At 58.7% G+C, this 13,328-nt stretch carries 7 protein-coding genes and 3 rRNA genes (1 of these 10 cut by a window edge); 4 read left to right on the top strand and 6 right to left on the bottom strand.

Translation table 11 applies throughout. The annotated features are described in order from the left end of the window. From QOL84_RS18750 to rrf (QOL84_RS18740), 3 genes are all read left to right on the top strand, one after another. Nucleotides 1-1,209: ribosomal RNA gene (locus QOL84_RS18750) — 23S ribosomal RNA — on the top strand (it extends 1,685 nt beyond the left edge of the window). Nucleotides 1,210-1,377: 168 nt separating this feature from the next. Then, nucleotides 1,378-1,493, top strand: a 5S ribosomal RNA gene (rrf, locus tag QOL84_RS18745). Nucleotides 1,494-1,598: 105 nt separating this feature from the next. Then, nucleotides 1,599-1,714, top strand: a 5S ribosomal RNA gene (rrf, locus tag QOL84_RS18740). 69 nt (nucleotides 1,715-1,783) lie between these two features. On the opposite strand, the gene QOL84_RS18735 is transcribed toward rrf (QOL84_RS18740), so the two are convergent. From QOL84_RS18735 to QOL84_RS18720, 4 genes are all read right to left on the bottom strand, one after another. Beyond that, nucleotides 1,784-2,965, bottom strand: a complete 1,182-nt coding sequence (locus tag QOL84_RS18735; RefSeq protein ID WP_283438158.1) for a PepSY-associated TM helix domain-containing protein — start codon at nucleotides 2,963-2,965, stop codon at nucleotides 1,784-1,786. A 76-nt stretch (nucleotides 2,966-3,041) separates the two neighbouring features. After that, nucleotides 3,042-5,546 (bottom strand): TonB-dependent siderophore receptor, encoded by a 2,505-nt coding sequence (locus tag QOL84_RS18730; RefSeq protein ID WP_283438157.1) that lies wholly within the window; start codon nucleotides 5,544-5,546, stop codon nucleotides 3,042-3,044. Nucleotides 5,547-5,634: 88 nt separating this feature from the next. Continuing rightward, entirely contained in the window at nucleotides 5,635-6,636 is a 1,002-nt protein-coding gene (locus QOL84_RS18725; protein ID WP_283438156.1) for a FecR domain-containing protein, read from the bottom strand. Continuing rightward, entirely contained in the window at nucleotides 6,636-7,136 is a 501-nt protein-coding gene (locus QOL84_RS18720) for a sigma-70 family RNA polymerase sigma factor (protein ID WP_283438155.1), read from the bottom strand. Before QOL84_RS18720 ends, QOL84_RS18725 begins: the two co-directional genes overlap by 1 nt. 312 nt (nucleotides 7,137-7,448) lie before the next feature. On the opposite strand from QOL84_RS18720, the gene QOL84_RS18715 reads away from it, so the two are divergent. Next, entirely contained in the window at nucleotides 7,449-9,329 is a 1,881-nt protein-coding gene (locus tag QOL84_RS18715; RefSeq protein WP_129387251.1) for a methyl-accepting chemotaxis protein, read from the top strand. A 111-nt stretch (nucleotides 9,330-9,440) separates the two neighbouring features. On the opposite strand, the gene QOL84_RS18710 is transcribed toward QOL84_RS18715, so the two are convergent. Both QOL84_RS18710 and QOL84_RS18705 read right to left on the bottom strand, forming a co-directional pair. Next, nucleotides 9,441-9,908 carry an SRPBCC family protein gene (locus QOL84_RS18710; protein ID WP_283438154.1) on the bottom strand — a complete coding sequence of 156 codons (468 nt, stop codon included), beginning with the start codon at nucleotides 9,906-9,908 and terminating at the stop codon, nucleotides 9,441-9,443. A 22-nt stretch (nucleotides 9,909-9,930) separates the two neighbouring features. Further along, nucleotides 9,931-13,323 (bottom strand): non-ribosomal peptide synthetase, encoded by a 3,393-nt coding sequence (locus QOL84_RS18705; RefSeq protein WP_283438153.1) that lies wholly within the window; start codon nucleotides 13,321-13,323, stop codon nucleotides 9,931-9,933. Nucleotides 13,324-13,328: the final 5 nt, after the last annotated feature.

The raw sequence follows: 13,328 nt of genomic DNA, 5'->3' as shown, positions 1-13,328 counted from the left end.
TCGGGAGAAGGTGCGCCGGTGAGGGTGAAGGACTTGCTCCGTAAGCTCATGCCGGTCGAAGATACCAGGCCGCTGCGACTGTTTATTAAAAACACAGCACTCTGCAAACACGAAAGTGGACGTATAGGGTGTGACGCCTGCCCGGTGCCGGAAGGTTAATTGATGGGGTTAGCTAACGCGAAGCTCTTGATCGAAGCCCCGGTAAACGGCGGCCGTAACTATAACGGTCCTAAGGTAGCGAAATTCCTTGTCGGGTAAGTTCCGACCTGCACGAATGGCGTAACGATGGCGGCGCTGTCTCCACCCGAGACTCAGTGAAATTGAAATCGCTGTGAAGATGCAGTGTATCCGCGGCTAGACGGAAAGACCCCGTGAACCTTTACTATAGCTTTGCACTGGACTTTGAATTTGCTTGTGTAGGATAGGTGGGAGGCTTTGAAGCGTGGACGCCAGTTCGCGTGGAGCCAACCTTGAAATACCACCCTGGCAACTTTGAGGTTCTAACTCAGGTCCGTTATCCGGATCGAGGACAGTGTATGGTGGGTAGTTTGACTGGGGCGGTCTCCTCCTAAAGAGTAACGGAGGAGTACGAAGGTGCGCTCAGACCGGTCGGAAATCGGTCGTAGAGTATAAAGGCAAAAGCGCGCTTGACTGCGAGACAGACACGTCGAGCAGGTACGAAAGTAGGTCTTAGTGATCCGGTGGTTCTGTATGGAAGGGCCATCGCTCAACGGATAAAAGGTACTCCGGGGATAACAGGCTGATACCGCCCAAGAGTTCATATCGACGGCGGTGTTTGGCACCTCGATGTCGGCTCATCACATCCTGGGGCTGAAGCCGGTCCCAAGGGTATGGCTGTTCGCCATTTAAAGTGGTACGCGAGCTGGGTTTAGAACGTCGTGAGACAGTTCGGTCCCTATCTGCCGTGGACGTTTGAGATTTGAGAGGGGCTGCTCCTAGTACGAGAGGACCGGAGTGGACGAACCTCTGGTGTTCCGGTTGTCACGCCAGTGGCATTGCCGGGTAGCTATGTTCGGGAAAGATAACCGCTGAAAGCATCTAAGCGGGAAACTTGCCTCAAGATGAGATCTCACTGGAACCTTGAGTTCCCTGAAGGGCCGTCGAAGACTACGACGTTGATAGGTTGGGTGTGTAAGCGCTGTGAGGCGTTGAGCTAACCAATACTAATTGCCCGTGAGGCTTGACCATATAACACCCAAGCAATTTGCATGCTCCGAGCTGAAAAGCGAAAGAGACCAGATTGCGGTGTGTGAAGACGAAACGAACCGAAAGTTCGATGTTCACAAACACCGAAAGCTATCACATACCCAATTTGCTGAAGCGAGGCCATCTGGCCACGATTCGGTACCCGAATTTCTTGACGACCATAGAGCGTTGGAACCACCTGATCCCATCCCGAACTCAGCAGTGAAACGATGCATCGCCGATGGTAGTGTGGGGTTTCCCCATGTGAGAGTAGGTCATCGTCAAGATTAAATTCCGAAACCCCAATTGCGAAAGCAGTTGGGGTTTTGTTTTAGTAGAAGTAACCGTTTTTGCTGGCTTGTTACCGTGTTGACGAGTCAGATACAGAATTTCTTGACGACCATAGAGCGTTGGAACCACCTGATCCCATCCCGAACTCAGTAGTGAAACGATGCATCGCCGATGGTAGTGTGGGGTTTCCCCATGTGAGAGTAGGTCATCGTCAAGATTAAATTCCGAGACCCCTGTCTGCTAACGCAGACAGGGGTTTTGTCATTTCAGTGCCTGCAAAAACCAATCAGCAAACTGCTTTGCGTGCCTTGCTGATACGTCGAGCCTGCCATTTGCGCCACCAGATGTAGACGCCAGTCCCAGACAGCCCCGCAATCAAAATACCTAATACCGCGATCATCACTTGTCCGGTAACGCCAATGATTCGTCCACCGTGTATCGGTAACTGCAACCGATAGAACCGCTCTCCCAGCGTGCCTTGCCCTGCGATCTCCTGTCCCAATAATCGTCCGTCCGTGCCATGAAAGAACAACCAGGATTTGCCATGCGCTTCTGTGTCGTGTTGTCCAAACCCTGCGCCGTAGAAGTTGTACTCAAAGCTGTAATACAACTCCCCGATTGCCGCCGTCAGTCCTAATCGTTTTCCCTCCTGTAACGCCCTCTCGTATGCCTGTTGATAACTCAATTGCGTCACGCCCAACTCCGCAGGAGGCATTCGTCCCCGCGCCTCATAGACGCTCGGCTCAATCGGTGAAAGCAACGACACTACAGGCTTGAATACCTGACTCGGCAAATTCATCGCCACACTGCTGACTGCGATCGGCAGCAACAATAGCCACAACCACAATCCCCCCGCACGATGCAGGTCGAAGTTAATTCGATAGACATGGCCGCCCTTGACCTTCCACGCTGTCGACCATTTCTTCCAGAATGGCTTTCTACGCGGCAGCGTCAGCCATAACGCGACAAAACAATCGATCACCCAAGCGATGGCAACCAGGCCCATCAGCCACAGTCCCCAATTCCCCGGCAATGTCAGGTTGTAGTGGAACTCGAGAATGAACGGGACAAAATTCTCCCGTTGAAAACAACACTCGCCCCAGTACCGTCGACCTTTCTCTTCGGCACTCACCGGATCCAGATAGAACACCTGATTACGCTCATCGAACGGCTTGCCGGTCGCCGGATCATTGCGCGCGACAGCCGCCAGCAATGCGGTATGCCCCACCTCATGCGGATACTCCATGTACCAGACCTGCAGCTTCGGATGCGCAGCTTGCAGCGTATCAACCAGCTCGCCCGGTGGCAGTTGCGTCCCCTGTGCAGAGGCCGAATAAAACTGCGGATTCAACCATTCATCAAGCTCATGGTTAAACGCCAGAATGCTCCCGGTGACTCCGGCCAGGAGTAAAAATACCGCCGTGGCCAAACCTATATAGCGATGCAGCAAAACCAGAAATGCGCGCATGAAAATTTCCCTTCAGATACGACAAAGCCAGCCCCTGAGATTCAGGGGCTGGCTTTTTTATGCACAGGACAAAAACTTAGAACTGGTAACTGACCGTCGCCGCGACGTTGCGCTCTTCGCCCATGTAGCAGAAGTTCAGGCTGGCGCAGGAGGCCACGTAGGACTCGTTGGTCAGGTTGTTCGCATTCAAGCGTACGTCGACACCCTTCAAGCCCACCTTGCCCAAGTCATAGCCAATCGAAGCGTCGAACAATGTGTAGGACGGCACCTTCAAAGTATTTTCCGCATCCGCCCAGCTGTAGCCGACATAGCGCACACCGCCGCCCAGGCGCAGACCATCGAGTGCTGCGCTGTCGAATTTGTAGTCAGCCCACAGCGATGCCATATGGCGCGGAGCCTGGGTTGGAGAGTTGCCCTTGTTTTCGATGACGTCGGTTGGCGTGCTCAGCGTACTGACCATCGACTTCGAGTACTCGATATCGGTGAAGGTATAGCTGCCGAGCACTTTCAGGTTGTCGGTCAGCTGCATGTGCGCTTCAAGTTCCAGGCCTTGAGAGCGGACTGCACCTACCGCGCGATAGAAGTTTTCCTGTGGCAGTTTGGTTGCCAGGTTCTCCTGATCGATACGGAACAGCGACGCGGTGAACAGGTTGTCAGTACCCGGCGGTTGATACTTCAGGCCGACTTCCCACTGCGTGCCATCGGTAGGTGCCAGTGGATTACCGGCGCTGTCCGCATAGGAGTTCGGGTTAAACGACTCGGAGTAGCTGATGTACGGCGCCAGACCGTTATCGAACAGATACAGCGCACCGGCGCGGCCAGTGAGTTTGGTGCGACGGTCATTGATCTTGGTGCCTTCCGGGCGCCCCGCTTCGGCGATGCGGTTTTCGTCGGAGGTCTCGACCCAGTCCTGGCGCAGGCCCAGCGAGAAGCGCCATTTATCCATTTCGATCAGGTCTTGCAGATACACACCGGTCTGCTCCAGACGACGCAGATAGCTGGTATCGCCGTACATATCGATCGCCGAGTTGCCATACACCGGATTGAACGCGTTGATCGGCGCGAGGCCGCCGCTGGTCCAGTCGACCACGGTCTTGCGGCGCTGATAGTCCGCGCCCATGAGCACTGTGTGCTTGGTAGCGCCGGTGAAAAATTCAGCCTGAAGCATGTTGTCGACGATGAACGCATGCAGTCGCTCGTCACCACCGGTGTAATAGCGGTTCAGCTCGTTGCTGGTCGGTGTGGTCCAGCCATAGGCGTAGACCTGATCCATGTTCACTTTGGAGTCGAGGTAACGGAAGTTCTGCCGCGCAGTGAAGACATCGTTGAAGCGATGTTCGAACTGATAACCGAAGGATTGCTGATCACGCGAATAACCATCGATGCCCGGCTCGCCCTCGAAGAAATGCGGCGAAATGCGATTGCCATTACGCTGATGAATCGTGCCATCCGCCGGCACGCCACCGTGGTAGCCGCCATCCGGATCATGTTGCAGATAAGCCTGCAGGGTCAGCGAAGTATCTTCATTGAAATCGATGCTGACGGTCGGCGCCAGGGCGTAGCGCTTTTCTTTATTGTGGTCGAATTGGGTGTCGGACTGATCCGTTAAACCGATCAGACGATAGGCGATGCGCTTTTCGTCATCGACCGGGCCGCTGAAGTCGAAACCGACCCCGCGCTGCCCCTGCGTGCCAACCGTGGCCTGGACCTGATGGTAAGCCTCGTACAACGGCTTTTTGCTGGTCAGTGCCACCAACCCGCCCGGCGAACTGCGGCCGTACAGCACCGAGGATGGACCCTTGAGAATATCCACGCGCTCAAGGAAATACGGATCGACCTGCATGGTGCTGTAAGTGCCGCTGTCGCCCATCGACTTGAGGCCATCGAGGTAGATGTTATCCACCGAGCCGTCGTTGAAACCGCGCATCGCCACGTAGTCGTAGCGGTGAGTGGCGCCGTAGGGATTGGTCAGCACGCCGGGGGTGTAGCGCATCGCCTGCGAGACGGTTTGCGAGCCCTGGTCGTCCATTTGCTCGCGAGTGACCACGGACACGCTTTGCGACGTTTCCAGCAATGCGGTACTGGTTTTGGTGGCGATCTGGCTGTGTGTCGCGTTGTAGCCGTCCATGCTGCCCAGCGCGTTGCCGAGGGCGAAGCCTTTGATATCGGTGGTCGGTAAAGCCAGCGCTTCGGTCTCCGCGATCGGGCGCAGGATGTAGCTGCTGCCATCCTGGCTGACAGCTTCCAGACCCGAACCGCCGAGCAAATGGCTCAGCGCCTGATCGGTTGAATACTCGCCCTGCACACCCGGCGATTGGTGTCCTTGAGTCTGCTGTGGCGTCATCGACAGGGTGATGCCGGCCTGACGCGCGAACTGATTCAACGCTTCGCCCAACGGCCCGGCAGCAATGCTGAAGCGCTGGCCGACTTCACTGTTGGCCGTGCCGGCCGCCAGACTCACGCTAGGCAACACCGCCACACCCAGGGCGGTAGAAAACAGCGCCGCCCGAACGGCGTGGCGCAACAGGCTCGATTCGGCCGTGAAATTCAGAGGGTTTTTACTGGTGGCGCGGACAGTCATTGTAGGTTTCCGTAGGAAGTCGCAAACGCTTGGGTTGAAGTGCTTACTGACTAAGCCGGACTTGCTGCAAAAACCCGCCAAAATAATTTCAGGCCACTCGCTCCAGCGTCACCCACCAGCGCGTGCGATAGCGCAATTGCACTGGCAAGGTCTGTGGCAGCACCGCCAGCAGTTTGTCGGTGTTCTCCAGGCGGAACACGCCGGACAGGCGCAAGTCCGCGACTTCCGCTGCGCAGGTAAGAAAGCCTTGGCGATAACGCCCGACTTCAGCGAGGAAATCGCCCAGGCGCATATTGCGCGTGACGATCAAGCCGTCGACCCAAGCGCCGGCATCCATATTCAACTGCGGCGCTGGCCGCACCTGACGCCGGTCGATCAGATAACTTTGCCCGGCGCGCGCTTCAATCGAAGTGCCACCGGCGTGAATGGCGACGCGCCCGCTGGTTACGCTGAGCCGCGTGCAATCGTGCTCCTGACGCAGGATGAAGCGCGCATCGAGCGGCTCATAAGTGCCGTGACGGTTCTCTACACGCAGCGGTCGATCAACCGGTGCGCCTTGATCCGCGCCGCCACAACTGACGATGATTTCGCCACGGCTCAGTTTGATCAGTCGTTGTTGCGCCGTGTAATCGAGATCCACGGCACTGGCGGTATTGAGTTCGAGCCGCGTGCCATCGGGCAACTGAAAGCCGCGCCGCTCACCGGTCGCCGTGGCGTAATCGGCGCTCCATTGCTGCCACGCCGAGGTGTCCTTGGCCAGCCACGCGGCAGAGCCCATCAACAACGCGCCCGACAACAGCTTCAGCGCCTGTCGCCGTCCCAGGCCTTGCGCGCTATTTTCCAGGGTGTTCAACGCCACGTGCGCACCCGGTACGGCGCGCAGGTTGTTGCTCAACTCGGCTTGCAGCGATTGCACTCGTTGCCACGCAAGTTCGTGCTCATGGTGCTCGGCGCGCCACTGCTCGCACTGGCGGTTGAGGCGCGAATTGCCGTGGTTGTTGCGCAGGCGCAGCAACCAGTGAATGGCCTGCTTGACCGCTTTCTGCTGGGGCTCGGCGCGTCGGCCAAGTGACAGGTTATCCACCGGCATCAGCTTGCGTACCGCAATACATAGCAATGAAACAGCGCATCGGCGACGTAGCGTTCCACTGAGCGAAGCGACAGGCCCATTTCTTCGGCAATCTGCTTGTGAGTCAAACCTTCGCACTGCGCCAAGAGAAATGCCTGACGCACTTTCGGCTTCAATCCTTCCAGCATGCGCGCGATGCTTTCCAGCAGTTCGATCACCAGCGCTCGGGCTTCGGCACTCGGGGTTTCGGCTTCAGGCAAGTGGGCGATGGCTTCGAGGTAGGCGCGTTCGATTTCCTCACGACGCCAGTGGTCGATCACCAGCCCGCGAGCAATGGTGCGCAGAAAGGCGCGAGGTGCTTTGAGTTCGAGGCGTTCGGTACGTTGCAGCAGGCGGACGAAAGTGTCCTGCGCCAGATCCGCTGCATCTGCGGCGTTGCCCAGCCGTGCGCGCAGCCAAGCGTTGAGCCAGCCATGGTGACTACTGTAAAGCGCCTGTACGGCAAACTCAGGTGAGGACATGAACGCGACAGCCCGGACGTCACAAATGATAATTAGTCGCATTGTCAGCAAGGGTTGGATAATTTGCAACTGCCGCTCGAACATCAACCCTGAAAATTTCTGTCGCAGCCGCTCTGGCACGCCGTTCGGCGGGAATCCGGCACTAATTCCATCCATTTCCCGTTCGACCCTAAGATTTCTCCGACACGTGCCGACAGACTGGTGAGACATGCGTGCACCAAAGTAGAGCGGCCAGAAGAACGCTGCCTGCGCTGTACATGGAATGTTGCAACCGGAACGCATCCCCACTTTTGGCATAAGAAGTCCCATGAAATGAATCTCAAGTTCAGCCATAAAATTCTGTTGGCCGCCTCGGGCGTCGTGGTCCTGGCGTTCGCGCTGTTCACCCTCTACAACGACTATCTGCAGCGAAACACCATTCGCCAGAACCTTCAGTCCTCCGTACAGCAGGCCGGCGATCTGACCGCCAGCAGCGTGCAGAACTGGATGAGCGGACGGATTCTGGTGTTGGAAAACCTCGCGCAGAACGTCGCTCACCAGGGCAAGGACGCGGACTTCCCGGGTCTGGTCGACCAGCCGGCGTTCACCTCGAACTTCCAGTTCACCTACGTTGGCCAGGCCAACGGCGTGTTCACCCAGCGTCCTGACGCGAAGATGCCGGACGGTTACGACCCACGTCAGCGCCCTTGGTACAAGCAAGCGGTGGCCGCCGACAAAACCATGCTGACGCCGCCATACATGGCAGCTGTCGGCGGTTTGGTGGTGACCATCGCCATGCCGGTGAAAAAGAACGGCGAGCTGCTCGGCGTCGTCGGTGGTGACCTGAGCCTGGAAACCCTGGTGAAGATCATCAACTCGGTGGACTTCGGTGGCCTCGGCCACGCGTTCCTGGTCAGCGGCGACGGTCAAGTGATCGTCAGCCCGGACAAGGATCAGGTGATGAAGAACCTGAAAGACATCTACCCGAACTCCAGCGTGCGCATCGAGAAGGGCAACCAGAACGTGGTGCTCAACGGCCAGGAACGAATCCTCTCGTTTACTCCGGTCAGCGACCTGCCGAATGCGCAGTGGTACATCGGTCTGTCGATCGACAGAGACAAAGCCTACGCTGCACTCAGCCAATTCCGTACGTCGGCGTTGATCGCGATGTTTGTCGCCGTGGCGGCCATCGCGCTGCTGCTGAGCCTGTTGATCAACGTCTTGATGCGTCCGCTGACCACCATGGGCCGCGCAATGCAGGACATCGCACAGGGCGAAGGCGATCTGACCCGTCGCCTGGTGGTCGAGAGCAAAGACGAATTCGGCGAACTGGGCAGCGCATTCAACCAATTCGTAGAGCGGATTCACGCCTCGATTTCCGAAGTGTCCTCGGCGACCCGTCATGTGCATGACTTGTCGCAGCGGGTGATGGCTTCGTCCAACGCCTCGATCGTCGGCTCTGACGAGCAAAGCGCGCGCACCAACAGCGTCGCGGCAGCGATCAACGAACTGGGCGCTGCCACTCAGGAAATTGCGCGCAATGCTGCCGATGCTTCGCAGCATGCCAGCGGCGCGAGCGAGCAGGCTGATGACGGTCGTCAGGTGGTTGAGCAAACCATCCAGGCAATGACCGAGCTGTCGCAAAAGATCAGCCTGTCGTGCACCCAGATCGAAACCCTGAACGCGAGCACCGACAACATCGGTCACATCCTCGATGTGATCAAAGGTATCTCGCAGCAAACCAACCTGCTCGCGCTCAACGCCGCGATCGAAGCGGCGCGTGCTGGTGAAGCCGGGCGTGGGTTTGCGGTGGTGGCGGACGAGGTGCGTAACCTTGCCCATCGCACTCAGGAGTCGGCGGAAGAGATCCACAAGATGATCACCTCGCTGCAGATCGGTTCGCGCGAAGCGGTGACCACCATGAACGCCAGTCAGGCCTCCAGCGAGCAGAGCGTGGAAGTAGCCAATCAGGCCGGTTTGCGTCTGGTCAGCGTGACTCAGCGCATCGGCGAAATCGACGGCATGAACCAGTCGGTGGCAGCGGCCACTGAAGAGCAGACCGCCGTGGTGGAAACCCTCAACGTCGACGTTAACCAGATCAACCTGCTGAACCAGCAGAGCGTGGCCAACCTCAATGAAACGTTGAAGGATTGTGATGCGTTGTCACAGCAGGCCAACCGCCTGAAGCAACTGGTCGACAGCTTCAAGATCTGACCGCGTTATCGTTCTTCGCGAGCAGGCTCGCTCCCACATTTGGAATGTATTTCCCTGTGGGAGCGAGCCTGCTCGCGAAAGCGGTCTGACAATCACCGCAAAGCCGAAGCCTTAAACAAACAGCTTCAATACATTCCCCATCGCATCATCCGCAAACCCCTGCACAAACTCCTTGAACCCCGGCAGCGCTTCTTCGCCGCCCGAGGCCGGCTCGGCAATGATCGTCCACGTCGCCCGGGATTTCCCTTCGCCCAACGCTTCCACATTCATCGCCGCCCACAGATTCGCCACCCCCAATGTGTTGTAAATCGTCGTCCAGGTCATGCTGCGTGCCTGCTCATCGCGGGAGTTCAGTTGCTCGACTACGACGTTGCCGTCCTTGAAGCATTTCTTGCGCAGCGAAGACACGCCTTCGCCAATCAATTCGATGTGCGACAGCGCCGGAATAAAGCGATCGAAACCGCCGAAGTTGCCGACCACCGCCCAGACTTGCGCCGCGTCTGTCGGCACTTCCACCGACGATACAACGTGGCAGCCGTGCGGGTTTTTGATCAGGGTGTCGGGTTGCAGAGTGCTCATGGTGTTGCTCCTTTTTGATGAACTAGATGAAGTTGATTTCTTTCAGGTAGTCGCAGCCGCGACGCAGCAGCGCCGGGGATTTCTGCGGGTAGTGCGCGCCCATCTGCTGCACGCCGGCCTCGGCGTTGGCGTGGCCGATCAGCGAGATGTCGCCGATGTCTTCTTCAAAACCGTTGAGGTAGAAGCCGAGTACGCCGAACAGCGCGTTGTCGGCATCGACGCGGCCCAGTTGCTGCTGCCAGTCGGCGACGCTGACCAGCGCGAACTCGCTGCCGGTTTCGCGGAACGAAGCGACGTAGGCGTCCCAGCTCAGCGGCTCGGGGTTGTGCAGGTTGAACACCGCACGTTCGGCCGAATAACGGCTGGCGTGGAAGGCAATGAAGCGGGCGAGAAAGTCCACCGGCATCAGGTCGAAATTCAGCGCGAACGCCGGCACCTGGCCGAGCTGAATCGAACCCTTGAGCATCAGCATCAAACGGTTTTTGTGCGGTTGGCAGACGCCGCTCAGACTGTTGAAACTGATGTTGCCGGGACGATACAGATTGACCCGCACACCACGCTCCCGCGCCCGTTCGAGGATGCGTTCGCCAACCCATTTCGACAGGTTGTAGCCGTTGCGAATGTAGATCGGCGGGGTGGGCGCGGCCGGCAATTCCAACACCCGCCCCGCGTCATCGACCGTGCTTGACGCCGACAGCGTCGAGACAAAATTGAAGACCTTTTTGCTTTGCCCTTCACACAGCCGCAGCAAAGCGAAAATCGGCTCGACGTTGTCTGCCGCCAGCGACTCGTAATCGAGTACGTGATTGACGTTCGCGGCGTTGTGCACCAGTGCGCCGAACTCGCGATCGAGGCGTTGGTAATCTTCGTCATTCAGGCCCAGTTGCGGACGGGTAATGTCTGCCGCGTAAACCCGCACCCGACTCAGGTCCAGATGCTCCAGACGATTTTCCCGCAGTGACTGAGCAAACCGTTGCGCCGCCGTTTGCCCCCCGCCATCACGCACCAGACACGCCACTTCGCTGGCGCCCCAACCGAGCAGCGCCTCGACGATGTGGACGCCGACAAAACTGTTGGCACCGGTGACGATCACCCTGTGCACATCGCCCATGCAATTGATCGGCAGCGGCTCGATATCCAGCGTGCGCTCGGCGTCGGCCATGGCCTGGGCGCTGAGCACGGCGCTGTCGTCAGTGCCGCGAACCAGAGTCGCGAGCTTGATGATGGTCGGCAGCTCGATGAAGCGATTGATCGAGATGCTGCGGCCGAACTCCTCTCGCAAACGCAGCAACATCCGCGATAACAGAATCGAATGGCCGCCGAGATTGAAGAAGCTTTCGTCGGTAGAAATGTCGCTGCCCGGCAGCTCCAGCAACTCGGCCCAGATCTCCAGCAGCAGTGCTTCGTCGGCATTGGCCGGCAGGCACTTCGGGCCGTTGTCCTGCACGCTCACTGGCAGTTCCAGCAAGGCTTTGCGGTCGACTTTACCGTTGCTGGCGAAGGGCATGCCGGCCAGCTCGGTCCACGCCACCGGTTGCATGTAGTCCGGTAGAAATTGCTGGGCGTGAGCTTTCAGTGCATCGCGGGCAGTGCCTGCTTGCGGTTGGGCGAGGAACGCCAGAATCCGCCGCTGACTGTCGATCACCACCGCCACTTGCCGGTACTGCTGGCTCTCGCGCAGGCAGCGTTCGATCTCTTCCGGCTCGACCCGGAAACCGCGAATCTTCACCTGATTGTCGCGCCGCCCGCACAGCTCAATGCCATGCTCGCCCCATTTGGCCATGTCACCGCTGCGGTAGGCGCGCAGCGTTTGGCCATCCGGCAGTTGCAGGGTCAGATAACGTTCGGCGGTCTGCTGCGGGTTGTTCAGATAGCCGAGGCAGACACCGGGGCCGACGATGAACAACTCGCCGACGGTTTGCTCCGCCACTGGCTGCAAATCGTCATCGAGAATCAGCACCTGGCTGTTGGCGATGGGCGCGCCGAGGCTGCGGTTGCTGTCACCCGGTTGCAGTTGCCGCGCGGTGATCAGCACCGTGGCTTCGGTCGGGCCGTAGAGATTGTGCAGGGTGCCCTGGCGGGTCAGTTGCTCGATGACAAACGGCTCGCAGACATCGCCGCCAGTCATCACTTGGACGCCTTGCAGTTGCTCCAGCGGCAGGATGCTCAACAGCGCCGGCGGCAGGAAGGCGTGGCTCAATTGTCGCCGGCGGATCAGCGCCACCAGATGCAGCGGATCGCGTCGTTGCGTGTCATCGGGCACCACCAGTTCGGCACCTGCGAGCAGGCTCGGAAAGATGTCGATCAGCGACGAGTCGAAACTCAGCGAGGAGAATTGCAGCACCCGGCTCTCGGCGCGCAGCTGCACGTAGTCGGCGTACCACGCGGTGAAATGGGCAAGGTTGGCCTGACTGAGCAAGACGCCTTTGGGATGCCCGGTGGTGCCTGAGGTATAGAGCGCCATGCACGGCGCATCGAGCTCTGGGCGTTGGCGCAGCAACGGCTGGTTGAGATCTGCCGCAGCGCTGTCGATGCCACTGACGTCCAGCCCCGCCATCGTTGTGCTGAGCGGATGCACGCCATCGTGCAGCAACAGTAGCGCGCCAGCGTTCTGCAGGATGTATTGCTGGCGCTGCAATGGATGGCTGGGTTCCAGCGGCAGGTACACCGCACCGCTGCCGAGAATCGCCACAATCGCAGCAAACAACTCAGGGCTTTTCGGCAGGCAGATGCCGACCACCCACGGCTGCGGATATTGCTCCAGCAACGGCAGCAATCGCTGTTGGATGGCGCGGCTGTGGGTGTGCAGTTGGCGGTAGCTGATCGACTGCTCGGCGAGGTGCAGCGCCGAGCGTTCGGCATGCTGAATGAAGCTCTGCTGCAGACGCTCGATCAGCGGGATTTGCGCCTGTTCCAACAGCCGCTCATTCGCTGTGTCATTGCAACGGTGGACGTAAGCCAGACTGTCGAGAAACAGCAGGTTTTCCATGCGTTCGAAATCCGGCACCCGCATCGACGCGGCCTGCTGAAAATATTCCGCGTCGCGGGAAAAGCGGCTGACCAGCAACGCCACTTCGTCCACCACCTGCGTCAGTACCCGCTGGCGCAACGCCTGGCCGTTGCCGGACGGCTCATCGCCAATCGGTACGCGACTGATCAGTGACGAGCCGAGAAAGCACAGCAGGTCGAGCGAGGGCAAACCCGCAAGGCTCGGTGCACCGACACCCAGACGCAGATGCAGGTGGGGGATGGCGCAGAAATCACCGGCGCCGATGAAGCCGTCGTCGATGATCAGATTCACCGTCGATTGCGCCGCGCCACTGCGCGTCAATGTATGCCCGTGTTGTTCCAGTTCCTGCGCCAGGTCGGTCATGGCCCGGCTGGTGCCAATCAGCAAAATGTCGAGACGTTTCATGTCGG

It is taken from the genome of Pseudomonas helmanticensis, from assembly GCF_900182985.1.
GTDB classification, from domain to species: Bacteria; Pseudomonadota; Gammaproteobacteria; order Pseudomonadales; family Pseudomonadaceae; genus Aquipseudomonas; species Aquipseudomonas helmanticensis.
The sequence above is the reverse complement of the archived record's forward strand: the minus strand, read 5'-3'. Positions and strand labels throughout refer to the sequence as shown.

What these genes read in the sequence shown, in the direction of transcription:
- QOL84_RS18725 (WP_283438156.1), bottom strand. Translation starts at nt 6,636, where the DNA reads ATGCCGGTGGATAACCTGTCACTTGGCCGACGCGCCGAGCCCCAGCAG.
- QOL84_RS18720 (WP_283438155.1), bottom strand. Translation starts at nt 7,136, where the DNA reads ATGTCCTCACCTGAGTTTGCCGTACAGGCGCTTTACAGTAGTCACCAT.
- QOL84_RS18710 (WP_283438154.1), bottom strand. Translation starts at nt 9,908, where the DNA reads ATGAGCACTCTGCAACCCGACACCCTGATCAAAAACCCGCACGGCTGC.
- QOL84_RS18735 (WP_283438158.1), bottom strand. Translation starts at nt 2,965, where the DNA reads ATGCGCGCATTTCTGGTTTTGCTGCATCGCTATATAGGTTTGGCCACG.
- QOL84_RS18715 (WP_129387251.1), top strand. Translation starts at nt 7,449, where the DNA reads ATGAATCTCAAGTTCAGCCATAAAATTCTGTTGGCCGCCTCGGGCGTC.
- QOL84_RS18730 (WP_283438157.1), bottom strand. Translation starts at nt 5,546, where the DNA reads ATGACTGTCCGCGCCACCAGTAAAAACCCTCTGAATTTCACGGCCGAA.
- QOL84_RS18705 (WP_283438153.1), bottom strand. Translation starts at nt 13,323, where the DNA reads ATGAAACGTCTCGACATTTTGCTGATTGGCACCAGCCGGGCCATGACC.